The 23,537-nt window shown below is 70.8% G+C and carries 24 protein-coding genes; 12 read left to right on the forward strand and 12 right to left on the reverse strand.

Going from position 1 to position 23,537, the window contains the following annotated elements:
* From GEV28_RS25450 to GEV28_RS25460, 3 genes are all read left to right on the forward strand, one after another.
* On the forward strand, positions 1-1,590 hold a 1,590-nt coding region (locus GEV28_RS25450), incomplete at its 5' end, for an ATP-dependent Clp protease ATP-binding subunit (protein WP_291414743.1).
* Between the two features lie 84 nt (positions 1,591-1,674).
* The gene (locus GEV28_RS25455; RefSeq protein ID WP_291414744.1) at positions 1,675-1,884 is read left to right on the forward strand and encodes a hypothetical protein; all 210 of its coding nucleotides are present in this window, start codon (positions 1,675-1,677) and stop codon (positions 1,882-1,884) included.
* A complete protein-coding gene (locus tag GEV28_RS25460) occupies positions 1,877-2,893 on the forward strand; it encodes an endonuclease/exonuclease/phosphatase family protein (RefSeq protein ID WP_291414745.1) in 1,017 nt (338 codons plus the stop codon). The genes GEV28_RS25455 and GEV28_RS25460 overlap by 8 nt, the downstream gene beginning before the upstream one ends.
* Positions 2,894-2,906: 13 nt before the next feature.
* Here the strand turns inward: GEV28_RS25460 and GEV28_RS25465 are convergent, their stop codons facing one another.
* On the reverse strand, positions 2,907-4,379 hold the full coding sequence (locus tag GEV28_RS25465) for a M1 family metallopeptidase (RefSeq protein WP_291414746.1): 1,473 nt from the start codon (positions 4,377-4,379) through the stop codon (positions 2,907-2,909).
* A gap of 80 nt (positions 4,380-4,459) precedes the next feature.
* Here GEV28_RS25465 and GEV28_RS25470 point away from each other — a divergent pair, with 80 nt between their 5' ends.
* Entirely contained in the window at positions 4,460-5,230 is a 771-nt protein-coding gene (locus GEV28_RS25470; RefSeq protein ID WP_291414747.1) for an alpha/beta hydrolase, read from the forward strand.
* Here GEV28_RS25470 and GEV28_RS25475 read toward each other — a convergent pair.
* The 4 genes from GEV28_RS25475 to GEV28_RS25490 form a co-directional block, all read right to left on the reverse strand.
* A complete protein-coding gene (locus tag GEV28_RS25475) occupies positions 5,220-5,750 on the reverse strand; it encodes a 2'-5' RNA ligase family protein (protein ID WP_291414748.1) in 531 nt (176 codons plus the stop codon). The genes GEV28_RS25470 and GEV28_RS25475 overlap by 11 nt on opposite strands.
* 29 nt (positions 5,751-5,779) lie before the next feature.
* On the reverse strand, positions 5,780-6,832 hold the full coding sequence (locus tag GEV28_RS25480; protein WP_291414749.1) for a peptidoglycan-binding domain-containing protein: 1,053 nt from the start codon (positions 6,830-6,832) through the stop codon (positions 5,780-5,782).
* Between the two features lie 135 nt (positions 6,833-6,967).
* Complete coding sequence (locus tag GEV28_RS25485; RefSeq protein WP_291414750.1) at positions 6,968-7,843, reverse strand: A/G-specific adenine glycosylase; 876 nt, start codon at positions 7,841-7,843, stop codon at positions 6,968-6,970.
* A 36-nt stretch (positions 7,844-7,879) separates the two neighbouring features.
* A complete protein-coding gene (locus GEV28_RS25490) occupies positions 7,880-8,371 on the reverse strand; it encodes a carbonic anhydrase (protein ID WP_291414751.1) in 492 nt (163 codons plus the stop codon).
* A 211-nt stretch (positions 8,372-8,582) separates the two neighbouring features.
* On the opposite strand from GEV28_RS25490, the gene GEV28_RS25495 reads away from it, so the two are divergent.
* Positions 8,583-9,299 (forward strand): hypothetical protein, encoded by a 717-nt coding sequence (locus GEV28_RS25495; RefSeq protein WP_291414752.1) that lies wholly within the window; start codon positions 8,583-8,585, stop codon positions 9,297-9,299.
* A 58-nt stretch (positions 9,300-9,357) separates the two neighbouring features.
* Here the strand turns inward: GEV28_RS25495 and GEV28_RS25500 are convergent, their stop codons facing one another.
* The gene (locus GEV28_RS25500; protein ID WP_291414753.1) at positions 9,358-10,458 is read right to left on the reverse strand and encodes a LacI family DNA-binding transcriptional regulator; all 1,101 of its coding nucleotides are present in this window, start codon (positions 10,456-10,458) and stop codon (positions 9,358-9,360) included.
* Positions 10,459-10,652: 194 nt separating this feature from the next.
* Between GEV28_RS25500 and GEV28_RS25505 the strand changes: the two genes are divergently transcribed.
* From GEV28_RS25505 to GEV28_RS25515, 3 genes are read left to right on the forward strand one after another with little or no spacing between them, the layout of a single operon-like run.
* A complete protein-coding gene (locus GEV28_RS25505) occupies positions 10,653-11,567 on the forward strand; it encodes a zinc ABC transporter substrate-binding protein (protein WP_291414754.1) in 915 nt (304 codons plus the stop codon).
* Positions 11,564-12,430, forward strand: coding sequence for an ABC transporter ATP-binding protein (locus GEV28_RS25510; protein WP_291414755.1), 867 nt, complete (start codon positions 11,564-11,566; stop codon positions 12,428-12,430). Before GEV28_RS25505 ends, GEV28_RS25510 begins: the two co-directional genes overlap by 4 nt.
* A gap of 1 nt (position 12,431) precedes the next feature.
* Positions 12,432-13,319, forward strand: coding sequence for a metal ABC transporter permease (locus tag GEV28_RS25515; protein WP_291414756.1), 888 nt, complete (start codon positions 12,432-12,434; stop codon positions 13,317-13,319).
* On the opposite strand, the gene GEV28_RS25520 is transcribed toward GEV28_RS25515, so the two are convergent.
* The 4 genes from GEV28_RS25520 to GEV28_RS25535 all read right to left on the reverse strand — a co-directional run bounded on the left by GEV28_RS25520 (position 13,282) and on the right by GEV28_RS25535 (position 18,076).
* Entirely contained in the window at positions 13,282-14,499 is a 1,218-nt protein-coding gene (locus tag GEV28_RS25520) for a DUF445 domain-containing protein (protein ID WP_291414757.1), read from the reverse strand. The genes GEV28_RS25515 and GEV28_RS25520 overlap by 38 nt on opposite strands.
* An 89-nt stretch (positions 14,500-14,588) precedes the next feature.
* A complete protein-coding gene (locus tag GEV28_RS25525; RefSeq protein WP_291414758.1) occupies positions 14,589-15,416 on the reverse strand; it encodes a hypothetical protein in 828 nt (275 codons plus the stop codon).
* Positions 15,417-15,448: 32 nt separating this feature from the next.
* Positions 15,449-16,486 carry a hypothetical protein gene (locus GEV28_RS25530; protein ID WP_291414759.1) on the reverse strand — a complete coding sequence of 346 codons (1,038 nt, stop codon included), beginning with the start codon at positions 16,484-16,486 and terminating at the stop codon, positions 15,449-15,451.
* Between the two features lie 156 nt (positions 16,487-16,642).
* Positions 16,643-18,076 (reverse strand): MBOAT family protein, encoded by a 1,434-nt coding sequence (locus GEV28_RS25535; protein ID WP_291414760.1) that lies wholly within the window; start codon positions 18,074-18,076, stop codon positions 16,643-16,645.
* Positions 18,077-18,172: 96 nt separating this feature from the next.
* Here GEV28_RS25535 and GEV28_RS25540 point away from each other — a divergent pair, with 96 nt between their 5' ends.
* From GEV28_RS25540 to GEV28_RS25555, 4 genes are all read left to right on the forward strand, one after another.
* Complete coding sequence (locus GEV28_RS25540; RefSeq protein WP_291414761.1) at positions 18,173-18,592, forward strand: SRPBCC family protein; 420 nt, start codon at positions 18,173-18,175, stop codon at positions 18,590-18,592.
* Between the two features lie 69 nt (positions 18,593-18,661).
* Entirely contained in the window at positions 18,662-20,107 is a 1,446-nt protein-coding gene (locus GEV28_RS25545; protein ID WP_291414762.1) for an alpha/beta fold hydrolase, read from the forward strand.
* 321 nt (positions 20,108-20,428) lie between these two features.
* Positions 20,429-20,617 carry a sigma factor-like helix-turn-helix DNA-binding protein gene (locus GEV28_RS25550; protein WP_291414763.1) on the forward strand — a complete coding sequence of 63 codons (189 nt, stop codon included), beginning with the start codon at positions 20,429-20,431 and terminating at the stop codon, positions 20,615-20,617.
* A complete protein-coding gene (locus GEV28_RS25555; RefSeq protein ID WP_291414764.1) occupies positions 20,614-21,090 on the forward strand; it encodes an SRPBCC family protein in 477 nt (158 codons plus the stop codon). Before GEV28_RS25550 ends, GEV28_RS25555 begins: the two co-directional genes overlap by 4 nt.
* Here the strand turns inward: GEV28_RS25555 and rlmB are convergent, their stop codons facing one another.
* Together rlmB and cysS are read right to left on the reverse strand one after the other, a co-directional pair.
* Entirely contained in the window at positions 21,091-22,047 is a 957-nt protein-coding gene (rlmB, locus tag GEV28_RS25560) for a 23S rRNA (guanosine(2251)-2'-O)-methyltransferase RlmB (RefSeq protein ID WP_291414765.1), read from the reverse strand. It abuts the gene before it with no gap.
* A gap of 1 nt (position 22,048) precedes the next feature.
* On the reverse strand, positions 22,049-23,434 hold the full coding sequence (gene cysS / locus GEV28_RS25565; protein ID WP_291414766.1) for a cysteine--tRNA ligase: 1,386 nt from the start codon (positions 23,432-23,434) through the stop codon (positions 22,049-22,051).
* Between the last annotated feature and the right edge of the window lie 103 nt (positions 23,435-23,537).

A 23,537-nucleotide genomic window follows, 5' to 3' on the forward strand; every position in this document is an offset into this window, starting at 1 on the left:
GACGAGTACCGCAAGTACGTCGAGAAGGACGCCGCCCTCGAACGCCGTTTCCAGCCGGTCAAGGTCGACGAGCCGACGCTCGCCCACACGATCGAGATCCTCAAGGGTCTGCGCGACCGCTACGAGGCACACCACCGGGTCACCATCACCGACCCGGCGCTGGTGGCCGCGGCCACCCTGGCCGACCGGTACATCAACGACCGCTTCCTGCCGGACAAGGCGATCGACCTGATCGACGAGGCCGGCGCCCGGATGCGGATCCGCCGGATGACCGCGCCGCCGGACCTGCGTGAGTTCGACGAGAAGATCGCCGACGTGCGCCGTGAGAAGGAGAGCGCGATCGACGCGCAGGACTTCGAGCGCGCGGCCAAGCTGCGGGACTCCGAGAAGCAGCTGCTCGGCCAGAAGGCGGAGCGGGAGAAGCAGTGGAAGGACGGTGACCTGGACGTCGTCGCCGAGGTTGACGACGAGCAGATCGCCGAGGTCCTGGCCAACTGGACCGGTATCCCCGTGTTCAAGCTCACCGAGGAGGAGACCACGCGTCTGCTCCGCATGGAGGAGGAGCTGCACAAGCGGATCATCGGCCAGGAGGACGCGGTCCGCGCCGTGTCGCAGGCCATCCGCCGCACCCGCGCCGGCCTGAAGGACCCCAAGCGCCCGTCCGGCTCGTTCATCTTCGCCGGCCCGTCCGGTGTCGGTAAGACCGAGCTGTCCAAGGCGCTGGCCAACTTCCTGTTCGGCGAGGACGACGCGCTCATCCAGATCGACATGGGCGAGTTCCACGACCGGTACACCGCCTCGCGGCTCTTCGGTGCCCCTCCGGGCTACGTTGGCTACGAGGAGGGCGGCCAGCTCACCGAGAAGGTGCGGCGCAAGCCGTTCTCGGTGGTGCTGTTCGACGAGATCGAGAAGGCGCACCAGGAGGTCTACAACACCCTCCTGCAGGTGCTGGAGGACGGGCGTCTGACGGATGGTCAGGGCCGCACCGTGGACTTCAAGAACACGGTCATCATCTTCACCTCGAACCTCGGTACCCAGGACATCTCCAAGGCCGTAAGCCTCGGCTTCACGTCCGGCGGCGGGGAGCAGAGCTACGACCGGATGAAGCAGAAGGTCGACGACGAGCTCAAGAAGCACTTCCGTCCCGAGTTCCTCAACCGCATCGACGACATCATCGTGTTCCACCAGCTCACCGAAGCGCAGATCGTGAAGATGGTGGACCTGATGATCACTCGGGTCGAGACGCAGCTGAAGAACAAGGACATGGCGCTGGAGCTCACCCCGGCGGCCAAGAAGCTGCTCGCCACCCGCGGGTTCGACAAGGTGCTGGGTGCGCGGCCGCTGCGCCGCACCATCCAGCGCGAGATCGAGGACCAGCTGTCGGAGAAGATCCTGTTCGGCGAGATCCAGCCGGGCCAGATCATCATCTGCGACGTCGAGGGCTGGGACGGCGAGGAAGGCACGGCCACCGACAAGGCCACGTTCACCTTCCGCGGCGAGCCCAAGCCGGGCCAGGTGCCCGACTCCCCGCCGGTCGACATGGCCGCATCCAGCGGCGGCGACTCGGCGGAGGACGCCGAGACCACCTAGCGGACTGGTCGAAAGCCGCACTGCCACGGCGTGGTGGTGCGGCTTTCGCCATGTCCGGGCTCGGTTTCGGGCATATTGGGGACCATGGGCTTGGCGGACGACCCGTTCGACTGGCGAACCACCAAGGACGGGCAGGTGCTCGTGTCGCGAGGTGGGCGGGTCGTGACGACCGTGCGCGGGCGGGCGGCGGCCCAGTTGCTCGGCCGGCTCGCCGGGGCTTCCGAGGACGAGGCGCAGCAGCTGCTGGCGCGGGTCACGGGCAACTACAAGCGGGGGAACGAACGCCGTGGGTAGGTCCTCGACGCGGGCGTTCGACCCGCCGGTGGAGCCCGACTATGACGACGACGGCCCTCGGCGCCGGCCCGGCGGCCGCAAGCTCGGGTTCCTCCTGGTGCTGCTGGCGCTGGCGTTCGTCGCGTTCGTGGTGCTGCGGATAGCCGGCATCGAGCCGAACGCGGAGCTGGTCGCCGCGATGGCGCTCACCCCGTACGTGACGGCGGCCGGGCTGGTGCTGGGCCTGCTGTGCATGTTGCTGCGCCGGCGGGTGGTCGGCGTCGCGGTGCTGCTGCTGTCGGTCGCGCTCACGGCGCTGCTGGCGCCGCGCCTGCTGTCGGAGGAGCAGCCGGGCGCGAACGGCGAGCGACTGCGGGTCATGTCGGTCAACCTGTCCCTGGGCAAGGCCAACGCGAGCACGGTGCTGAGCATCGCCCGCAGCCAGAAGGCCGACGTCCTGGTGATGCCCGAGCTGACCCAGGCGGCGGTCGACGCGCTGGACGAGGCGGGCCTGTACGAGCTGTTCCCGGAGCGCGTGTTCGAGGTGGGTCTGGGTGGCGAGGGCACGGGTGTCGCGTCCCGGCTCCCGCTCCGCAAGATCGTCCTGATGGACGAGACGACGATGAGGCAGCCGTCGATGGTGGTCGACATGCCCGGCCGCGACGACATCGAGCTGACGGCGGTGCACGTCCAGCCGGGCGTGCACGCGAACAGCGCCACCACGTGGCGCCGGGAACTGTCCGAGCTCCCGCGCCCGACCCCCGATGTGCGGGTCCGGATCCTGGCCGGCGACTTCAACGCGACCTTCGACCACGCGGCCTTCCGGGCCATGGTGGACCGCGGCTACGCCGATGCGGGCGAGGAGATCGGCGACGGCCTGTCCGCCACCTGGCAGGACTGGCCGCTGGGCCCCCCGGTGGCGATCGACCACATCCTGGTGGACAACCGCTGCGCCATCGCCAGCTATGCGGTGTTCGACATCCCGGGCAGCGACCACAACGCCATCGTCTCGGAAGTAGTCCTGCCCTGAGGACGCGCCCAGCTCACTTGCGCAGTGAGCCGGGGTAGAGGTACTCGTCCGCCGGTTGCTTGTCCGAGTGGAACCACGCGGCGAAGAAGCCGCTCAGGTCCTGGCCGGCGATCTTCGCCACGAACTGCTCGAACTCCGGCCATGACGCGTTGCTGTCCTTGTGCTCCGCCGGCCATTCCTTCAGCACCCGGTCGAACGCCTCGTCGCCGATCTGGCGGCGCAGGGCGTGCAACGCCATGGGGCCCTTGTCGTAGACCGAGGTGAACTCGTTGCCGGCGCCCATGTCGTAGAGCTTCCCGCTCCAGAACTGGTCCGTGGACCGGGCCACCTGCTGGCGGAACAGGTCGTCCAGGTTCTCGCCGTTCTTCTCCTCCGACCACAGCCACTGGGCGTAGCTCGCGAAGCACTCGTTCAGGCAGATGTCCTTCCACGACTCCACGCTCACCGAGTCGCCGTACCACTGGTGCGCGTTCTCGTGCACCACCACGTCGAGCTCAGCCCACGACGCGTAGATCGGCCGGCCCTGCGTCTCCAGGGAGAAACCGATGTTCTCGTTGATGTAGATCCCGCCCGCCGCGCTCTGCGGGTACGGCCCGAACTTCGACGACAGGAACTCGATGATCTCCGGCAGCTGCGACTCGACCTGCCTCTTGTCCTCGGCGCCCGGCGCGTACGCGCTCACCACGGGCAGGCCGCCCGGCAGCGTCGACCGTTCGAACGTCCACTTGTCGATCCCGACCGTCGTCAGGTACGTCGCGATCCGGATCGGCTCCACCCAGTGGAACGTCGTCCAGCCGTCGGACCCTTTCGTCGCCGGCGACTCGCGGCCGTTCGAGATCACGCTCCAGCCGTCGGGCACCCGCGCGTCCAGCGTGAACGTCGCCTTGTCCCGCGGGGTGTCGTTGGCCGGGAACCAGCTCGTCGCCGAATGCGGCTCGCCCGCCGCGAACGCGCCACCCGACTGCGAGATCTGCCAGCCGTTCACGCCGAGCGTGCCCTCCTCGGCCGACGCGGGCACGCCGGCGTAACGCACCCGGGTCGCGAACGTCGCCCCGTCGGCGATCGGCACGCCAGGGGTGATCACCAGCTCGTGCTCGCCGGACCGGTCGAACTTCGCCGCCTTGCCGTCGATCTCGACCGCGCTGACCTTCAGACCGTTCAGGTCCAGGTTGTAGGTCTCGAGCTCGCCGGTCGCGGTGGCGGTGACGACGGTGTTCCCGTCGAGGTTGCGGCTCGTCGGGTTGTAGCTGATCGACACGTGGTAGTCGGTGACGTCGTAGCCGCCGTTGCCGTCGTCGGGGTAGTACGGGTCGCCGGCACCGTCCGCGCCCGGCTCGGGCTCGGCCTGCTCGGCCTGCTCGGTCGGCCGTGGCGGCGTCGCCGCGCCCTCCTGCGCCGCGTCGTCGCCGGACCGCGAGGTGCACGCGGCGAGGCTCAACGCGGCCAGCGCGAGGCAGGCGGCGCGGACGGCCGTGCCGTGATGCATCGTGAACAGCTCCCGTCTTTCGGCGACCGCCGCCCATCTTGGCTGACGTGCCGTGATGCCGGGGTGGGTTCGGACCGTATATGACTACTCCCGTGGCGACACGACCCGATGTGATCGACTTCGGCGGCTCCGGCCCGACGATCCTGCTGCTCCACGGCCTGATGGGCCGGGCGCGCACCTGGTGGCCGGTCGCGCGGTGGCTCACCCGGTACGGCCGGGTCGTCGGGCTCGACGCCCGCGGGCACGGCCGCAGCCCGCACCGCGGCGGCGGCTGGCGCACGGAGGACTTCGTGGCCGACGCCGCGCGGCTGCTGGACGAGCCGGCCGTCGTGATCGGCCACTCGATGGGCGGCCTGCACGCCTGGTGCCTCGCCGCGTCGCATCCCGGGCTGGTGAGCGCGGTCGTCGTCGAGGACATGGCACCCGACCAGCGCGGCAGGACCGTCGACCCGTGGCGCGCGTACTTCGACTCGTGGCCGGTGCCGTTCGGCTCGCTGGCACACGTCCGCGAGTTCTTCGGCGACCTTGGCGACTACTTCGTCGAGTGCATGGTCGAGCGCGCCGACGGCTACCACCTGATGGCCGACCTCGAGGACCTCTACGGCATCGCCGCCGAGTGGGGCGAACGCGACTACTGGCCGATGGTCGAGCAGGTCCGTTGCCCGCTGCTGGCGATCGAGGCCGAGCACAGCGCGATGCCGCCCGGACAGATGGTCGAGCTGCCGAGACGCGCTCCCGGTGGCGGGCACCACCTGGTCGTCGGCGGTGCGAGCCACGTCGTGCACCGCGACGCCCCGAACGCCTACCGCGGCGCCGTCGAGGCCTTTCTGTCCACAGTGCTCAACCGGTGACCAGCACCGTGTCCGTCTCTCCCGTGTGGGTGTCGCACACCGCCGCCTCGCTCACCCTGGCCTTGATCGGCGCCAGCGGGAACAGCGCGGCGAACGCGGCGGTCACCTGGGTGGGCTCCAGCCCATGGGCGAGCGTGCAGTGCGGCACCCACGAGCCGGGCAGGTAGTACGCCGAGGGCTGCATGACCTTCTTCGCCAGCACGTCGTGCACCGCGGAGTGGACCGCCAGGAGCTCGGTGTCCACCACCGCCGTGATCATCAGACCCATGTCGCTCGCCGAGAACGCGGAGAGCGAGTACAGCCACAGGTGCGGGATCGACAGCAGCCGCAGGTCCTCGCGCAGCGCGTCGCGGGTCTTGGGCGGGATCGCGCTCGCCAGCGCGAACGTGACGTGCGGCCGGTGCCGGCCGTGCGTGCGCGCGGCCAGGCTGGGCACTCCTGCCTTGTCCAGCCTGCGCCACAACCCACGCACGGCGGCATCGGCCTCGTCGTCGAAGTAGAACTCCAGCGCCTGCGCCATGGCCGCAGGGTGCCACAGCGCGGAAGCCGTCAGCTCAGCAGGCGCCGCCACATCGCGGTGTCGACGAGCACGTCACCTCCGGCCCGCTCACCCCTGTTCGCCAGCAGCGTCCTGGCCGCCGCGGCGACGTCACCGGAGTCGCCGGCACGCACCGTGCGGACCAGCAGCGGCCACGTCGTCGAGCCCACGAAGCCGCTCTCGTCCGCGACCCGGCCGGCGTAGCACGGCTCGTACGCGACCCCGTTGGCGGAAGCCAGCTTCCGCACCGCGGCGAACGTCGACGTGCCGAACACGCCGTCGGTCGGCACGGCGGCCCCGCGGGCCCGCAGAAGGTGTTGCGCCGCAAGGACTCGCGCCCCGCTCGCGCCCGGCTTGAGCAGCGGCCACGAGTACGGCTGGGTGACCGGCGTGCCGAGTACCGCGCCGACCGCGTCGCGCAGCTCCGGCAACCGTCCATAGAGGACTTCGCCGGGGCACTCGGTGGCGTTGAAGTCGCGGTGGCCCTTGATCTCCGACGGCGCGATGTCGTACTGCTGGGCGATGTAGGCGACCAGCCGCACCAGCGAGTCCCACAGCTGCGGCGTCACGTCCACAGTGGAGTAGAGACCCTCGTTCTCGATGCCGATGATCTCGCTGTTGTGGTCGCCGACGTTGGCGCCCATCACGTGCCGGGTGCCGCCGTCCAGGATCTCCAGGCTCCGGTGCCGGCCCTCCGTGACGTGCCCGCCGCGGCTGTTGGTCAACTGCTGCCCGGTGTCGATCCACCCGCGGTCGTCCATGTGGAAGTCCTGGATGCTGCGGGAGATGGCGAACGCGTGGTCCAGCGAGAAGTCGTTGGAGTTCCCGCCCGCGGTGTGGTGCACGACGATGTAGGTCGGTTTGTGGTCGAGCACCTGGATCGTGCCGTTCGGCGGCCGGGCGCCCCACTCGGCGCAGCCGTGCATGGTCGGCCGGGCAACGGCGTTCGGCCCGGCTTTCGGTTCGCCGGCCGCGCCGGCGCTGATCGGGATCGTGGCGCCGAGCGCGCCGACTGCGGTGACGGTGAATCCGCCGCGTAATAGGGCGCGGCGAGTTACGGCCATCTCGATCTCCCTCGACAAAGGGGCACTTGGCCCAGATCGGTGACTGGCACAGCCGACGGTAGTCACCCGGTTACCTGATGACAAGAGTTCCCCAATTACCAGAGCATTGTGTTGCCGGTTGGCCCGGCGGTCAGGTCAGTGCTCTCCGGGTAACGCGAACAACCCGTCGGAGGTCTGCTCCACCAGGCCGTCCACGAGCAATGAGTCGAGGCAGCGGTCGCGCTGGCCGGCGTCGGACCACACGACGTCGAGCCGCGCCTTGGCCACCGGGGTCGAGGTGTCCCGCAGGACGTCCAGCAGCAGGCCGCGCACCTGCCGGTCGGTGCCGGCGAAGCGCTGCACCGGCTTGGCCGGCCCGGCATACGCCGGCTTCCCGGCCCGCTGCCAGGCACACATGTCGAACACCGGGCAGTCCGCGCACCGCGGCGCGCGGGCCGTGCACACGACCGCGCCGAGCTCCATCAGCGCCGCCGACAGCTGCGCGGCGTGCTCGTCGTCGGCGGGCAGCAACGCGTCCGCGTCGGCCAGATCTCTTGTGGTGGAAGCGGGTCCGGCGTCGCCCGCGCCGTGCACCGCGCGGGCGATCACCCGGCGCACGTTGGTGTCGACGACCGGACACCGCTTGCGGTAAGCGAACGCGGCCACCGCCCGCGCGGTGTACGCGCCGATCCCGGGCAGCGCGAGCAATGTGTCCACATCGGACGGGACGGTGTCGCCGTGGCGCTCGGCGATCGCTGTGGCGGCGTCCCGCAGCCGAAACGCGCGGCGCGGGTAGCCGAGCTTTCCCCAGGCACGCAGCACGTCCGCGGGCGTGGCGGCGGCGAGGTCGGACGGGCGCGGCCAGCGGGCGATCCAGTCCAGCCAGGCGGGTTCGACGCGGGCGACCGGCGTCTGCTGCAGCATGATCTCGCTGACCAGCACACCCCACGCCGAGCAGTCGGGTGCCCGCCAGGGCAGGTCCCGGGCCTTCTCGGCGAACCAGTCGGTCAGCACGCGCGCGTCGAGGCTCATCGCCGACAGATTGTGTCAGCTGCCCGCCGCGGCGGCTCAGTACACCTCGGTCAGCTCGGCGGTTCGCACGTCGTAGACGAACCCGCGGACGGTGTCGGTGTGCAGCAGGAACGGGCTGCGCCGGACCCGCTCGAGCGACTGCCGCACGCTGTCCTTGACCTCGCGGAACGCCTCGATCGCCCACGGCGGCCGCAGCTTGGTGTCCCGCTCGAGCTCGTCCTTGAACTCGTCCTCGGTGATCATCGACAGGCCGCACGAGGTGTGCTGCATGACGATGATCTCGCGGGTCTCGAGCTTGCGCTGGCTGATCGCGAGCGAGCGGATGATGTCGTCGGTGACGACGCCGCCCGCGTTGCGCAGGATGTGCGCCTCACCGTGGCGCAGGCCGAACACGTCGAACACCTTGATCCGGGCGTCCATGCAGGTCACCACGGCGAGGTGCAGGCCGGGCACGGGTGTCGGCACCTCGGGCGCGCCGTGGTCGACACCGACTGCGTGCCGTTCGAGTAGCTCGTCGATCGCGGTCATGGTCCACTCCCGGCCGCAGGGCTTCCCTGGTTCACAACTGAGACTGCGGTGCTGCGCTGGATTCCCGCTCGATTACCCATTGGAACAAGAGCCACGCTCTCGGGCAATATGGCATTGGTTACCTGGTGCAGCCGGCGGACCTGCGCAGATCCCCCGATCGAGGCCCTCGAAGATCCCCGATCCAGCGCAACCGCGGAGTTACGGTCGGTGAGTGATCGAACCAACCGGCCCGCTCCCGCCCTCGGTCTACTGGCGTCGACGCGCGTTCGCCGCCGGGAGCTGCGTCCTCGCGGTCGTGCTGCTGGCCTGGATCATCGGTGTCCTCGTGGGCGCCGCGGACGATCAGCCCGTGCACGGCACCGCCGGCTCGAAGAACCTCGCCGCCGCCCCGAGCTCCCCGCCACCCTCGACCCGTCCCGCGGGCGCTCCGTCGAGCACCGCTTCGCCGACGACCGCCCCGCCCGCCGCCTCGCCGAGCCCGGCCCCGACCGGCCGGCCGACCACCCGGCCCGCCCCGCCGCCCGGCCCGCCGAAGCCCTGCCCGGACGCCGTGGTCAAGGTCGCCGCGCAGCCCGGCCAGCCGTCGTACGAGGTCGGCCGGCGCCCGCTGCTGCGCCTGGTCGTCGTGAACGCCGGCAAGGTGCCGTGCACCCGGGACCTCAGCCGCAAGCTCCGCGAACTCGTCATCACCAGCGCGGACGGCAAGACCCGCCTGTGGTCGAGCAACGACTGCTACGGCCCGCCGGACGTCGACGTGCGCACGCTCGCACCGGGCAGGCCGCTGGTGTTCACGCTGAGCTGGGCCGGTCGCACGTCCGCGCCCGGCTGCCCGGTCAAGCGCACGACCGTGCCGGCCGGCTCGTACCGGGTGATCGGCAGGCTCGGTGCGCTGACCGGAGCGCCGGTCGCGCTGACCATGACCCCCTGACCGGGGTTGTCCACACCTGTGGACAAGCCTGGGGATGAATCGAACGTGTGTTTGCGCCCTACGGCCCGAACCAGCGTTCCTCGGTGGTCCGCGGCGCCGCCGAGGTAGAGCCGATCACGAGCTCGGTGTCGAGCGTGATGTGCCGGGGCCGGCTGTGCTCGGCCGCGCCGAGCAGCAGCTTCCCGGCCGCCCGGCCCTTCTCCAGCACGGGCTGGCGGATCGTCGTCAGGCCGAGCCGCTCGGCCTCCGCGATGCCGTCGAAGCCGGTGACGGTCAGGTCGTGCGGCACCCGCAGCCCACGCCGCTGGGCCTCGGTCAGCGCACCCAGCGCGAGGATGTCCGAGGTGCAGATCAGCGCGGTGACCTCGGGGTTCGCGTCCAGCAGCTGAGCCGAGGCCGACTGCCCGCTCGCCGTGCTGTGGTCGAACCGCTCGACCACCGGCACCCGCGCCCAGTCCACGCCGGCCGCCTCGAACGCGTCCGCGAGCGCGGCGAGCCGGGCACGCTGCACGTGGAAGTGCGCGGTGCGCTGGCGCGCCACCGACGCGAACGCGTCGTTGCGGTCGCGGGCGAGGCGCATGCACAGCACGCCGACCTTGCGGTGGCCGAGGCCGATCAGCCGTCCGGCCAACTGCGCGATCGCCGCGTGGTCGTCTATCCCGACCAGGTCCACGCCGTCCACCCGCGGCTGGTCGCACACCACGGTCGGCACCGGCCGGGACAGCACCGCGGCCAGGTGCGGGTCGTCGTCGGGCACCGAGTACACGACGAACCCGTCGACCCCGGCGCTGTGCACCGCGGTCACGTCGTCGCGCTCCGGGTTCACCGGAACGAGGTGCAGGCCCTGCCCGGCTCCTTCGCACGCGAGCGCGAGCCCTTCGAGAAAGCCCAGAGCGGCGGGGTCGCGGAAGGCGTAGGACAGGTTCTCGGTGAGCAGCAGCCCCACCGCGCCGGCCTTGCGGGTGCGCAACGAGCGCGCGACCGGGTCCGGCCCGGGATAGCCCAGCCGGCGTGCCGTCTCCAGTACCCGCCTGCGCAGCTCGGGGGAGAGCTGATCGGGGCGGTTGTAGGCGTTGGACACGGTGGTACGCGATACGCCGAGCTCCGCGGCCAGCGACGCCAGTGTCGCCGGCCGACGAACATGCATAGGTCGCGCCATGTGCTGACCGTAACGGTTCAGAACCATGAGCAGAAGTCCAAGCACTTTCCGCGGGTTCACCAGATCGGTGGATCACGGTTCGCCCGGTGGTGGTAACCGCACTTGCGGAAGCGTCGTATAGTCGGCGGAGCGTAGTCGGAAACGGTTTCCATTATCTATAGCGATGCATGCATGTGTTCGTGGAGGAGTACCTGATGAGGCTGTCCCGCTCGATTCCCGTGCTGGCCTCGGTCGGCCTGCTCACGCTCGCGCTGGCCGGCTGCGGTGACGACGCGGGCGGCGACCCGGGCGGAGCCGCCGCGGACGGGAAGATCGCCGTGGTCGCGTCCACGAACGTGTGGGGGAGTGTCGCCCAGGCGGTGGGCGGCGATGCGGTGAGTGTCGAGTCGCTGATCAACGATGCGTCGGGCGACCCGCACGCGCACCCGGACAAGCCGGAGGACGCCATCGCGCTCGCGGGCGCCGACGTGGTCGTCTACAACGGCGGCGGCTACGACGACTTCTTCACCAAGCTGGTCGACGGGACCGGCACCGAGGCCGAGCAGGTCGACGCCTTCACGATCTCCGGCTACGCCGATGGTGAGAACGAACACGTCTGGTACGACCTGCCGACCGTGCGGAAGGTCGCCGACAAGATCGCCGATGCGCTCGGCGCGATCGACGCCGGGCAGAAGTCCAGGTTCGCCGACAACGCCGCGTCGTTCGGCGGCAGGCTCGACGCCCTCACCGACACGGCCGAGCAGATCGGCAAGGCCAGCCCGGGCGCGAAGGTTGTCGCCACCGAGCCGGTCGCGCATTACCTGCTCGACGCCGCCGGGGTGACCGACGCGACGTCGACGGAGTTCTCCGAGGCGATCGAGGAGGAGACCGACCCGCCGGTGGCCGTCGTCGCCGAGACCACCGAGCTGATCAGCGACAAGCAGGTCGCGGCACTGGTGAACAACGCGCAGACCGAGACCGCGGTCACCAACTCGCTGGCCGACGCCGCGTCGAAGGCCGGCGTGCCGGTCGTGGACGTGACGGAGACGCTGCCACAGGGCGTGACGGACTACGTTGAGTGGATGACCGAGCAGTTGGAAGCCCTCTCGGGCGCGCTGTCGAAGGCATGATCGTCGACCGGGACGCGGCCCCAGACCTCGCCGTACGGCCCGCGTCGGGGACCGGCGTGGTGTCGCTGCGCGACGCCACGCTGGGTTACGGCAGCCGGATCCTGTGGTCGAACCTGAACCTCGATGTCGCGCCCGGTGAGTTCGTGGCCGTGCTCGGGCCGAACGGCTCCGGCAAGACGAGCCTGCTCCGCGTGCTGCTCGGGCTGACGCCGTTGACCTCGGGCAGCGCGCGGATCGTCGGCACGCCTCCCGGGCGAGGCAACCGCAGGATCGGCTACATCCCGCAGCAGCGCGCGATGGAGGAGAGCGTGACGCTGCGTGGGCGCGACCTCGTCGGGCTGGGCCTCGACGGTCACCGATGGGGTGTCGGCCTGCGCAGCATGCGCTCGCGGCGGGCCCGGGTGGACGCGGCGCTGGACGCGGTCGGCGCACACGGGTTCGCGGACGCCCCGGTCGGCCGGCTCTCCGGCGGTGAGCAGCAGCGGCTGCGGGTGGCGCAGGCGCTGATCAGCGACCCCGAACTGCTGCTGTGCGACGAGCCGCTCCTGTCGCTGGACCTGGCGAACCAGCAGGTGGTGAGCTCGCTGATCGACACGCGGCGGCGGTCGGCGAACACCGCGGTGCTGTTCGTCACGCACGAGATCAACCCGGTGCTGCCGCTGGTGGACCGGGTGCTGTACCTGGTGGACGGCCGGTTCCGGATCGGCCGGCCGGACGAGGTGATGACCGCGCGGACGCTGTCGGAGCTGTACCGCGCGAAGGTCGATGTCGTGCGGGTCGGCGGCCAGATCCACGTGGTCGGCGCGCAGAGCGGGCTGTGCGAGGACCAGGCGCACCACCTGCACGACGAGGACCAGAACTGAGATGGACAAGTTCTTCGACTTCGAGCTGACCGGCGAGCTGCTCTCGTTCGGCTTCGTGCAGACCGCGTTGCTGGCCGCCGCCATCCTCGGGCTGGTCGCCGGCGTGTTGGGGCCGTTGATCGTGAGCCGCAACATGGCGTTCGCGGTGCACGGGACGAGCGAGCTGTCGTTCACCGGCGGGGCGGCGGCCCTGCTGCTCGGCGTGAACGTCGGCCAGGGCGCTCTCGCCGGCGCGGTGGTCGCCGCGCTCGTACTGGGCCTGCTGTCGCGGCGCAGCTCCGAGCACGACTCGGTGATCGGTGCGGTGCTGGCGTTCGGCCTCGGGGTCGGCGTGTTGTTGCTGTGGTTCTACCCCGGGCGCGCGTCGAACAAGTTCGGGTTGCTGGTCGGGCAGATCGTGAGCGTGGACTTCGCGTCGCTGGCGTTGCTCGGTGGGTGTGCGATCGCGGTTCTGTTGGTGCTGGTTGTGATCTACCGGCCGCTGCTGTTCGCGTCGGTGGACCCGGAGGTGGCGCGCGCCCGAGGCGTGCCGACCGGCCCGCTGTCCTTGGTGTTCGCCGTGCTGGTGGGCGTGGCGACCGCGCTCGGCGTGCAGACGGTCGGTGCGTTGCTGGTGCTGGCGTTGATGATCACGCCGGCGGCCGCGGCCTGCCGGGTCACCGCGAACCCGTTGCGTGCCACGGTGTTGGCGGTCGCGTTCGCCGAGGCGTCCGCGGTCGGCGGGATCCTGCTCTCGCTGGCGCCGGGTGCGCCGGTGAGCGCGTTCGTCACGGCGATCTCGTTCTGCATCTACCTGGTGTGCTGGGTACTCTCGCTGGTGCGCGGGCGCGGCGGGCGGCGGGGCGTGGCCACTAATGCAGTAGCAGCAGTACCTGCAGTTCCCCGATGACCGCGCCGATCACCGCGCCGACCGCGATGAGCTTCCACTCGTCCTGCCGGAACGCCGGGCGCAGCAGGCCTTCGTACTCGATGCGGGTGAGCCGGCGCATCCTGGTGGCGATGGTGTCGCGGATGTCGAGGACGTCGGTGGCGTAGTCCGTGGCGTGCGTGATCGTGTCGGGCAGGTAGCGCATCGCCCGGTCGGCGGCGGTGTGCTTCATCTGTTGGTACCGCTCGGATCCCACGGTCACGGCGATGACCGGCTCGGCGGCGCCGGCCTGCTCGTCGATGGTCCTGAGCACGGCGTGGTGGATCATCGCCAGCAGCCGGTCCGACCGCGGCCCCCTGAGTATCGCGTCGAGGATGTTGGGCACGGTCATCACCTCGCGGGCGACGATCTCGGCGTACTGCTTGGCGACCTCGTCCCTGCGCCGCTGGAACACCCCTTGGATCGCCAGGCCGCCGATCCGTTTGGGCCGCCGAGGGAAGAAGACGAGCTTGATGGCGAGCCAGTCGGTGAACCACCCGATGGCCGCGCCGAACAGCGGCAGCACCAGGGGGTTCTTGGTGACCGCCCACACGACGGTCTGGACCAGTCCGAGCGTGAGTCCGAAGTAGACACCGCAGCGGGCGATGAACGCCATCTCGGGCTTGGAGATGTCCCGGACGAGGCTGATGAGCAGCGCCTTGTCCCGGTGGAGCGCGTCGACCGCCACCTGCCGGATGTCGAGCACCTCGTCGATGCTCTCCTGGATCTCCGCCATGATCCGCTTGACGAGCACCGGCGACCCGGCCTGCACCTGCTTGACGAGCATCTCCTGCGCGAGCGGCGGCAGCATCTCCCACAGCCCCGGCTGGTACTGCTCCATGACCTCGCGGGTGACCTCGTCCACCGCGATGAGCAGCGGCCCCTCGATCTCCTTGGCGAGCCGGTCCGCGTCGAGCCGCGCGAAGATCTCCTTGGTGTCGACGAGCCGCTTGGTGAGCAGATCCGCCGAGACGCGGATCATCCGCTCGGAGTTCCTCGGCACCACCCCCTGCCAGCCGAGCCAAGGCGCCTTGAGCCCGACGAACCGCAGCGGCCGGAACATCATCTCGATGGCCGCCCGCTTGGTGAGATATCCGATGACAGCGGCGATCACCGGCATGGTCAGGTAGACCTGCCAGTGCGCCACGAAGTCGTCGACCATCTGCGAAGGAACCCCTCGAGCCGTTGATCAGGCTCGCCAGTATCCCGGACCCGATGCCGGCCCGCAGGCGTTCGCCGCCGTGCCCGCTGTCAGTGAGCGACCGCGGCGGCCGTCCGTCGGACCTTTGCGCGCAGGACGAGGTACTTGACGGTGACCACGATCAGGTAGATCGCGGCGACGGGCACGAGCAGAACCAGCAGGGCGGCCTTCCCGCCGGACCTGCCCTCCAGCGTCGCGTCGAAGCCGTCCACCAGCAGCATCACCACCGAGACCCCGATGAGCGCGAAGGTCAGCAGCTGCGACGCGCTGTACACGGCCTTGCGCGCCGCGGTGAGCCGGTCGTCGGTGCCGGTTCGGCGTACCCAGAATCGCAACGCGACGGTGAGCGCGATGCACAGCACGATGGCCGCCGCCGTCATCAGCCAGATCGCCTCGCTGGAAAGACCCGACTCGTCCCGGGTGGCTTCGCGGTAGGCGATGCGGAACTCGTCCCACGCCGAGTTGAACGCCTCCACGTGGGTGTCGTACCTGTCGACGAGCGCTGGGTCCGCGTCGGGCTCGATGAGCGCTTGGACGTCGGAGTCCACCGCCTGGGTCGCGCTCACCGCCGCGCTGATCTTCTCCCGGCAGGTCCCGGCGTCGCTGGGACAGGGGTACGAGCTGGACACCGCGAGGACGTCCCGCAGGGCAGCCGAGGTCACGTCCGCCTGCGCCAGCAGCTCGGCCTCGGCCCCTTCGGTGCCCGGCGATGCCGACAAAGCGACCGCGAACGACGTGACCTCCTGGCGTGCGGCCAGGATGAGGGCGTCCGCCGGGGTGCCGCCGTCGTCCACGCCGTCGTCCGCGGCGGCGGTTGCGAACGGTGTTGCCAGGACACCGACGATCAGTAGGACGGCGCCGACCACGATGGTTCTCACGGGGTTTCCTTCCTCCGGTGGGTCTCGGCCCGTCAGGCCACGTCGACGAACTTCGTCGGCACGGTCCGGCCGTAGAGCAGCTGCGCGTAGTCGTCCTGCTGGTTGGAGGTGTCGATGCCGAACACCTCGACGCCGTACCTGCCTGCCGGCAGCCCGGAGAGGAACACCTCGAAGCCGTGGGTCGGCCCGTACTGCGGGTAGACGTCGGCGACGTCCTGGCGCGGGAGCGCGGCTTCCATGGTCCGCACCAGCTGCCGCTGCCCGTCGGGGAAGGTGAGGTAGATGTGGACGTCAGCCGGTGCCGTCGGCGTGTCCGCGTCGACCACCCAGCCCCGGATGTAGATCTTTCCGGCCTGCCCGATCGCGTCGTTGACGTCGCCGTCCGGCTGGCTGAAGTCGCCGGGCGCGGGCGCCGGGTCGTTCGGGCCGGTCAGGTTCGGGTGGCGGTAGGGCACGTACACCCGCCCGTCGTTGGGTCGGTCGACCGCGAAGACCGCGTACCTCGGCGGAGCGCCCTTGGGGCCGCCGTGGTCATAGCCCCAGTACTGGGTCCGGGCGCTGTCCGCCCACTTGTCGAAGATCGCGACGTGCCCGGTCGGCTTGCCGCCGCCGACCTGCGCGACCAGGATGTCGCCCTGCAGGAGGTCGTTGGTGGAGCCGAGTTTCACCGCGACACCGGGCAGCGTGCCCGAGCCGTAGCTGGTGCCGAGGTTCCAGGCCATCGAGGCGTACCCGGAACAGTCCGGGGTGTACTTCGCGCCGTCCGGCCCCGGCACGGAGTTGTAGGCGTCGCGGTTGTAAGGGACGGCGAGGTTCAGCCAGTACTGCGCGCGCTGGATGATCTCGGCGCGGCTGATGGCGGGCTCGGACCCTTGCCTGAGGTCATGAACGGTGCCGTCCTGCTCCGCCTGGTTCATGAGTGTGTTCGGCCGGGCCGACGGCGTGCCCCCCACGGCGGCCGGGACCAGGGCGACCGCCGTGATCGCCGCGGCGGCGGTGACCAACGCTCCGGCGGTTGCCAGCGCGCCGCGCGACCGGAGTTGGCGGCGCCATTCGTGTTGTGTGGGCACGGCATCTCCTCGAGGTCCTGTCCTGGGATCGCGCGGTCTGACTCATCGACCTTCCGTCGCGTTCCGAATTGTCCGACGTATGTTGCGGCCGCAAATTCAGGAATGTCCCGAATGATTCACGGAAGCAATTTTCGGAATTGCTTTCGCAAGGATTCGTCAGAACTGGTAGTACAGGAAGGGGCTGAACGTGCCCGCGGCGGTCAGGACGGCCGCGTAGAACAAGCCGGCCGTCATGACGGTCACGCGTAGGACGTTCGCCGTTCGGGAGCGGGACGACTCGAGCATCGGGCCGGTCACGGGGTGGGCCGGCATGAAGACGATGCCCAGCGCGAGGAGCAGGATCACCAGGCGCTGGTTCGTGAACGCCTCCGCGACCACGTCGGTCGTCCCGGAGAAGTCCGGTAGCAGCATGTGGCCGATCATCGTCAGGGCCTGGGACATGTCGGTCGACCGGAAGAAGACCCAGCCGATCACCACCAGGAGCATCGTCAGGGCGCGCCGCGCCACCAGGTGGCGGGTACGCACAGGGGAGCGGTCCAGGTGGAAGCCGCGCTCGATGATCAGCAGGGCGCCGTGGTACATGCCCCACACCAGGAACGTCCAGTTCGCCCCGTGCCAGAAGCCCGTCAGCACGAACACCACGCAGAGGTTCCGATAGGTGCGCGCGCTGCCGTGCCGGTTGCCGCCCAGCGGGATGTACACGTAGTCGCGGAACCAGCGGGACAGCGACATGTGCCAGCGGCGCCAGAACTCCGTCACCGTCACCGACGAGTACGGGCGGGCGAAGTTCTCCGGCAGCCGGAAGCCCAGCATCCGGCCCACGCCGATGGCCATGTCCGAGTAGCCCGAGAAGTCGAAGTACAGCTGCAGCGTGTACGTCAGCGCCCCCATCCACGCCACCGAGAACGTCATCTCGTCGTTCGGGGTCGAGAAGCACGCGTCGGCCAGCGGGCTGAGCGAGTCGGCGATGATGACCTTCTTGCACAGCCCCAGCGCGAACCGCGGGAAGCCTGCCGCGATGTCGTCGAGCCGGTGGGTGCGCTCCTGCGGCAGTTGGTCCGCGATCTCCCGGTAGCGCACGATCGGGCCCGCGATGAGCTGCGGGAACATCGAGATGTACGTCGCGTAGGCCACGGGCTGGCGCAGCGGGGGTCTCTCCCCGCGGTAGATGTCCACGACGTAGGAGATGTTGTGGAACGTGTAGAAGGAGATCCCGATCGGCAGCAGCAGGTGCACCACCGGGAAGTCGCCGCCGAACAGCCGCGCGAAGCCGTCCAGCTGTTCGGTGAGGAAGCCGGCGTACTTCCAGATCACGAGCGCCGTGACGTCGAAGACGATCACCGCGATCAGCAGGCCCCGCTTGCGCCGCTTCGCCAGCGCCCACTCGTCGGGCTCCAGTGCCTGCCCGGCGAGGAAGTTCACCACCATGCCGACGAGCAGCAGGATGACCGTCGGGCCGGCGCCGACCGTGTAGAAGACGAGGCTCGCCACCGCGACGATGCCGTTGCGCCAGCTGCGGGGACACAGCAGCACGAGCGCCAGCACGAGCGGCGTGAAAATCCACAGGAACAACGGGCTGGCGAACGACATCCCTCTGACCTCACCTCCCCGACAAGGACGCCTGACCCTATCCGAGTCGTTCGCGCCCACCAGCCCGTACGCCGTGGCCCGGTAGATTCGAGGAGGATGACTCTTCTCACCCGAATCGTCCCGTTCGACACCGGGTCCGTCTTCGCCGCCTGGACCGACCCGGACGTCTTCGCCCGTTGGGCCGGACCCGACGGCTACGACGTGCCCCGCGACCTCGTCACCATCGACCCGCGCGTCGGCGGCCGGTACGACTACTGCTTGGTCCGGGACGGCGAGCGGTACTGGCTGCGCAACGAGATCACCGAGCTGCGCCCGCCCGGGCTCCTCGCGTTCGTCTCGGACCCGATGCCCGAGTATGGCGTCCCGGACCCGGTCACCACCCGGGTGGAGCTCGAGGAAACAGCCGACGGCACGCGCCTCACGCTGCACCGCCCGTACCCGCCGGAGCGCCTCGAGAGTGCCCGAGCCGGCTGGAGCGCCTCGATCGACAAGCTCGAGACCGTTCTCGGAACCTGACCGCGCGGCGCGTTGTGAGTGTCCAGGGTCACGTGGAACCTTTCCCGCTGGTGCCGCCCTCTTGGGGGCATGACGAACGTTGCGTCGCCGCGGGAGATTTCTGCTCGCGCGGCTGACCCCGTGTCGCGGACGACGTCGACCGAGCGCGGGCTCGGGATCGCGTTCGCGGCTGTACTGCTGGTGGACGCCTGTTTCCACCTGTGCTGGTCGACCGGGGCCGGCTGGCCGGCGGCGGACGAGTACTCCCTGTCGCTCGCGGTCCTCGGCTTCGGCGTCGACTTCCGGCCCGGCACACTGATTCCGCTCGCCCTGCTGCTCGGCGCCGGCGCCGGGGTGGTGCTGGCCCGGGCGCTGCTGGGTCGCCGGCACCGGTTCGGCGCGCTCTGGCAGGCCGGCGCCGCGGTGGTCACCGCCGGCGTGCTGCTCCGCGGTCTGCTCGGCCTGGTCTGGGCGGTTCCGGCCACAGGCCACGTCCCCGGCGCGTTCTACTGGACCAACGTGCTCGTCTACACCCCGCTGTGCCTCGCGCTGGCCGCCGCCGGGCTCCGCCTCCTGCGGCCCGCCGAACGGCGCCGGCCGGTCGATCGGGCGGCCGCTCTCGGGATGCCCGTGGTCCTGGTCGCGGCCTTGCTGTTCGGCTCGTACGGCCTGGCGCCCGGGGCCGAGGACGGCTACCCCCCGGATCGCCAGCTCGTCGGGACTGCGTCGCGGTACGTCGACACCCCGCTGGCCCGGTTCCACTTCGTCCGCGAGGGGCAGGGCCCGCCGGTCGTGCTGCTGTCCCCCGGCGCGTCGTGGGTCGCTGCCTGGATGCCGGAGATCCGGGCGCTCTCGGCCACGCACACGGTGTACGCCGTCGACCTTCCCGGCCAGGGCTTCACGCGGCTGCACGACCGTGACTTCGTGTTCGACCTCGACGGGATGACCACGGCCGTCGGCACGTTCCTGGACGCCGTCCACGTCGACCGGGCGGCATTGGCAGGGAACTCGTGGAGCGGCGGCTGGGCGCTCGCCTTCGCCCAGCGCCACCCCGAACGAGTCTCGCGGCTGCTGCTGCTCGCGCCGTCCGGTCTGCACCGCCCGGATCCGCTCGGTTGGGAGCTGCTCAAGCTGCCGCTGGTCGGGCGGACCCTCGCCCAGCTGGGCGCGATGAGCCGGGCCACCCAGGAGTCCGCGTTGCGCGACCTGTTCGTGCACCAGGACGCGCTGACCCCTGGCCTCGTCGAGAGCTTCTACGCCACGAACACCTTCCCCGACAACGTGCGCTCGATGTACGAGCTCGAAGCCGGGTTGGACTGGGCCCCTGTCGAACGGGCGCTCCCGGTCATCCGGCAGCCGACCCTCGTGCTGTGGGGGCGGCAGGACACGGTGCTGCCGGTGGATGACGCCGCGGTGTTCGGCGCCCGGCTGCCCGACGCGACGGTCCACGTCCTCGACGGTTGCGGGCACGCGCTGACCCTCGACTGCCCGGAGCCGGTGTCCGCGCTGATGGAAGGCTTCCTGGGTGACCAGTGAGCTGCCGGTCGACCGGGCCGCGGACCTGGTCCGCGCGGCGCAACGCGGGGACACCCTGGCGATCGGGGAACTGATCGACCTGCTGGACCCGTACGTCGGGCGGATCTGCGGATCCGTCGCCCTCGACGCGGGCGCGGACGCCGCCCAGGACACCTTGATGATCGTCCTGCGGCGGCTGCCCGACCTGGAGCACCCGCGGGCGTTGTACGGCTGGGTGCGCACGATCGCGGTCCGCGAGGCGGTGCGCTACGCGCAGCGGACCGAGCGGACCACCCCCGTCGACGCCGCGCGGCTGGCCGCCGTGCCCGAGCCGGGGGACCGTTGCTGGCCAGCGACATCCGCGACGTGCTCCGCCGGCTCAGCCCGCGGCACCGGGCCGTGCTCGTCCTGCGGGATCTGCACGGTCTGGACGAGGAGAGCGCCGCCGAGGTGCTCTCCGTGCCCACCGGAACCGTCAAGTCCAGGCTGCACCGGGCACGGGCAGCGTTCAAGAAAGCGTGGACCTCATGACCGCACAGTCTCCGACGCAATGGCCGACCACGGGCCTCGACCCGGTACAGCGCCTGCGCGCGGCCGCGGCCGGCGTGCGCGGCGCCGCGGTGACCGAGCGCGTCGTCCCGGCCGAGTTCGCCACGGTGTGGGCGATGCTGACCGACTTCGAGGACGGCTTCACCCGGATCCAGCCCGACATGCGCGACGTCGAGGTCGCCGAGCGGGCCGGCGACCGGGTTGTGCTGCGCGCGGTGAGCCGCCGCGGGCTCCGCGCCAGGCTCGTCGGCGTGCACCGGCCGGGCTGGTGCTGGCTGCAGAGCCGGTTCCTCGTCATCGCGATGGCCGCCGCGCCGGAGCCCGCCGGGGGCACCCGGGTGGCGCTCACCGGGGGTGTGCGCGTGCCACGCCGCCCGGCGATCGTCCCGATCGGGGTCCGTAGGGAGTCGACCCGCTCCCTCGACCGGCTCGAGCGGTTGCTCGGGCCCGCGTGATCAGGTGCGGCCGGCGATCCTGCGGCGGCGGGCCACCTCGGCCAGTACCACCCCGGCCGCCACCGAGGCGTTCAGCGACTCCACCCCGGCCGCCATCGGGATCGACACCGTCTCGTCGCAGGCCTCGCGGACCAGGCGGGACAGGCCCCGGCCCTCCGAGCCGACCACCACGACCAGCGGCGACGTCGCCAGCGACAGGCCGTCGACGGTGACCGAACCGTCCGCGTCCAGACCGACGATCATCATCCCCGCCTCGGCGTAGGTACGCAGGGTCCGGGTGAGGTTGGTCGCCAGGGCCACCGGCAGCTTCGCCGCGGTGCCGGCCGACGTCCGCCACGCCACCGCCGTCACACCCGCGCTGCGCCGCTGCGGCAGCAGCACCCCGTTCGCGCCGAACGCGGCCGCCGAGCGGATCACCGCGCCCAGGTTCCGCGGGTCGGTCACCCCGTCGAGGGCCACCAGCAGCGGCGGCTCCGGCGACTCCGCGGCCGCGTCCAGGAGGTCGTCCGGGTGCGCGTACTCGAACGGCGGCATCTGCAGCGACAGCCCCTGGTGCAGCGCCCCGCCGGTGAGCCGGTCGAGCTCGGGCTTCGCCACCTCGAGCACGGAGATCCCGCGGTCGGCCGCCAGCCGCACGGCCTCGCTCACCCGATCGTCCGCGTCGATGCCCACCTGCACGTACAGGGCGGTGGCCGGCACGTCCGCGCGCAGGCACTCCACCACGGGGTTGCGCCCGGCGACGAGCTCCGCGGTCGGCTTGTCCTTCGACCGGCGCTGCGCGGCGTTCGCCTGCGCGGTGGCGCGGCGCTGGGCCGGATGACCGGGCCGCATGGTCGCGCGCGGCGTCGGGCCCTTGCCCTCCAGGCTCTTGGCCCGCTGGCCGCCGGAGCCGACGACCGCCCCCTTCTTCGTGCCGGTCTTGCGGATCGCGCCCCGGCGTTTGGAGTTTCCAGCCACGTCAGCTGTCCTTAAATGTCCACTGTGGACCATCGGGGGTGTCCTCGATAGTGATGCCGGCGGCCAGCAGCCTGTCCCGGATCGAGTCGGCGGCGGAGAAGTCCCGCGCCTTGCGCGCCTGCTGGCGTTCCTCGAGCAGCTCGCCGACCAGCGCCTCGAGCGCCGCTGCGGCCGAATTGTCCACTGTGGACGAAGAGGCCCAGTCGGGCGGGTCGAGGCCCAGCACGTCCAGCTGGGCGCGGACCGTCGCGGCCGACGATCGGGCGCCCGCGTCGTCGGCGGCGTCCATCGCGGTGAAGCCGGCCCGCACGGTGGTGTGCACGGCGGCGAGTGCCGCGGGCGTGCCCAGGTCGTCGTCCATGGCCGCGGTGAACTCGGGACCGACGGCGCCGGGCTCGACCGACCCGGTGCGCGCGGCCACCTTCTGCACGAACGACTCGATCCGCTGATAGGCGCGCACGGACTCCTCGAGCGCCGGCAGCGAGTACTCGATGGTCGACCGGTAGTGCGGCGCCACGAGGTAGTACCGCAGCTCCTGCGCGCGCACCTTGCGCACCATCTCCGGGATCGACACGACGTTGCTGAGCGACTTCGACATCTTCTCGCCGGCCATGCCCACGATCCCGTTGTGCATCCAGTACCGCGCGAACCCGTAGCCGGCCGCGCGGGACTGCGCCAGCTCGTTCTCGTGGTGCGGGAACACGAGGTCGAGCCCGCCGCCGTGGACGTCGAACTCGCCGCCGAGGTAGGCGAGCGCCATCGCCGAGCACTCCAGGTGCCAGCCCGGCCGCCCGGGCCCCCACGGCGTCGGCCACGACGGCTCACCGGCGCGGGCGCCCTTCCACAGCGTGAAGTCACGCGGGTCGCGCTTGCCCGCTGCGGCCGACTCGCCCTGCTGGACCTCGTCGAGCTTCTGACCGGACAGCGCGCCGTAGTCGGCGTAGGAGCGCACCGCGAAGTACACGTCGCCGGCCGCCGCGTAGGCGTGGCCGCCGTCGACGAGCTGCTGGATCATGTCGATCATCTGGGTGACATGCCCGGTGGCCCGCGGCGCGATCGACGCGGGCAGTACGCCGAGCGTCGCGTAGGCCGAGTCGAACTCGCGCTCGTAGAGGGCCGACCACTCCCACCACTCACGGTCGTTCGCGGCCGCCTTGGTGAGGATCTTGTCGTCGATGTCCGTGACGTTGCGCACGAGCGTGACCGCGGAACCCTGGTGGGTGAGCCACCGGCGCAGCACGTCGTAGTTCAGCGCGCCCCTCATGTGCCCGATGTGCGGCGGTCCCTGCGGCGTGGGCCCACACACGTAGATCGACGCCGTTCCGTGCCGCACGGGATGGAACTCCCGCACGCTCCGGCTCGCGCTGTCGAACAGGTGCAGACTCACGACAGCCCCTCGCAGGCTCGGTGCGGCCGCTCGCGGTGACCCCGTGACATCGGTTCGCTCGCAAGCTCGCTCACGGTTCTCTCTTTCTGATGGGACCGCTGGT

Origin of the sequence: Actinophytocola sp., assembly GCF_009379765.1 — a bacterium.
Lineage (GTDB): Bacteria > Actinomycetota > Actinomycetes > Mycobacteriales > Pseudonocardiaceae > Actinophytocola.

Excerpts from the sequence above, each read along its gene's own strand:
- GEV28_RS25455 (WP_291414744.1), top strand. The coding sequence starts at position 1,675 with ATGGGCTTGGCGGACGACCCGTTCGACTGGCGAACCACCAAGGACGGG.
- GEV28_RS25465 (WP_291414746.1), bottom strand. The coding sequence starts at position 4,379 with ATGCATCACGGCACGGCCGTCCGCGCCGCCTGCCTCGCGCTGGCCGCG.
- GEV28_RS25470 (WP_291414747.1), top strand. The coding sequence starts at position 4,460 with ATGACTACTCCCGTGGCGACACGACCCGATGTGATCGACTTCGGCGGC.
- GEV28_RS25475 (WP_291414748.1), bottom strand. The coding sequence starts at position 5,750 with ATGGCGCAGGCGCTGGAGTTCTACTTCGACGACGAGGCCGATGCCGCC.
- GEV28_RS25480 (WP_291414749.1), bottom strand. The coding sequence starts at position 6,832 with ATGGCCGTAACTCGCCGCGCCCTATTACGCGGCGGATTCACCGTCACC.
- GEV28_RS25485 (WP_291414750.1), bottom strand. The coding sequence starts at position 7,843 with ATGAGCCTCGACGCGCGCGTGCTGACCGACTGGTTCGCCGAGAAGGCC.
- GEV28_RS25490 (WP_291414751.1), bottom strand. The coding sequence starts at position 8,371 with ATGACCGCGATCGACGAGCTACTCGAACGGCACGCAGTCGGTGTCGAC.
- GEV28_RS25500 (WP_291414753.1), bottom strand. The coding sequence starts at position 10,458 with ATGGCGCGACCTATGCATGTTCGTCGGCCGGCGACACTGGCGTCGCTG.
- GEV28_RS25505 (WP_291414754.1), top strand. The coding sequence starts at position 10,653 with ATGAGGCTGTCCCGCTCGATTCCCGTGCTGGCCTCGGTCGGCCTGCTC.
- GEV28_RS25510 (WP_291414755.1), top strand. The coding sequence starts at position 11,564 with ATGATCGTCGACCGGGACGCGGCCCCAGACCTCGCCGTACGGCCCGCG.
- GEV28_RS25515 (WP_291414756.1), top strand. The coding sequence starts at position 12,432 with ATGGACAAGTTCTTCGACTTCGAGCTGACCGGCGAGCTGCTCTCGTTC.
- GEV28_RS25520 (WP_291414757.1), bottom strand. The coding sequence starts at position 14,499 with ATGGTCGACGACTTCGTGGCGCACTGGCAGGTCTACCTGACCATGCCG.
- GEV28_RS25535 (WP_291414760.1), bottom strand. The coding sequence starts at position 18,076 with ATGTCGTTCGCCAGCCCGTTGTTCCTGTGGATTTTCACGCCGCTCGTG.
- GEV28_RS25540 (WP_291414761.1), top strand. The coding sequence starts at position 18,173 with ATGACTCTTCTCACCCGAATCGTCCCGTTCGACACCGGGTCCGTCTTC.
- GEV28_RS25545 (WP_291414762.1), top strand. The coding sequence starts at position 18,662 with ATGACGAACGTTGCGTCGCCGCGGGAGATTTCTGCTCGCGCGGCTGAC.
- GEV28_RS25555 (WP_291414764.1), top strand. The coding sequence starts at position 20,614 with ATGACCGCACAGTCTCCGACGCAATGGCCGACCACGGGCCTCGACCCG.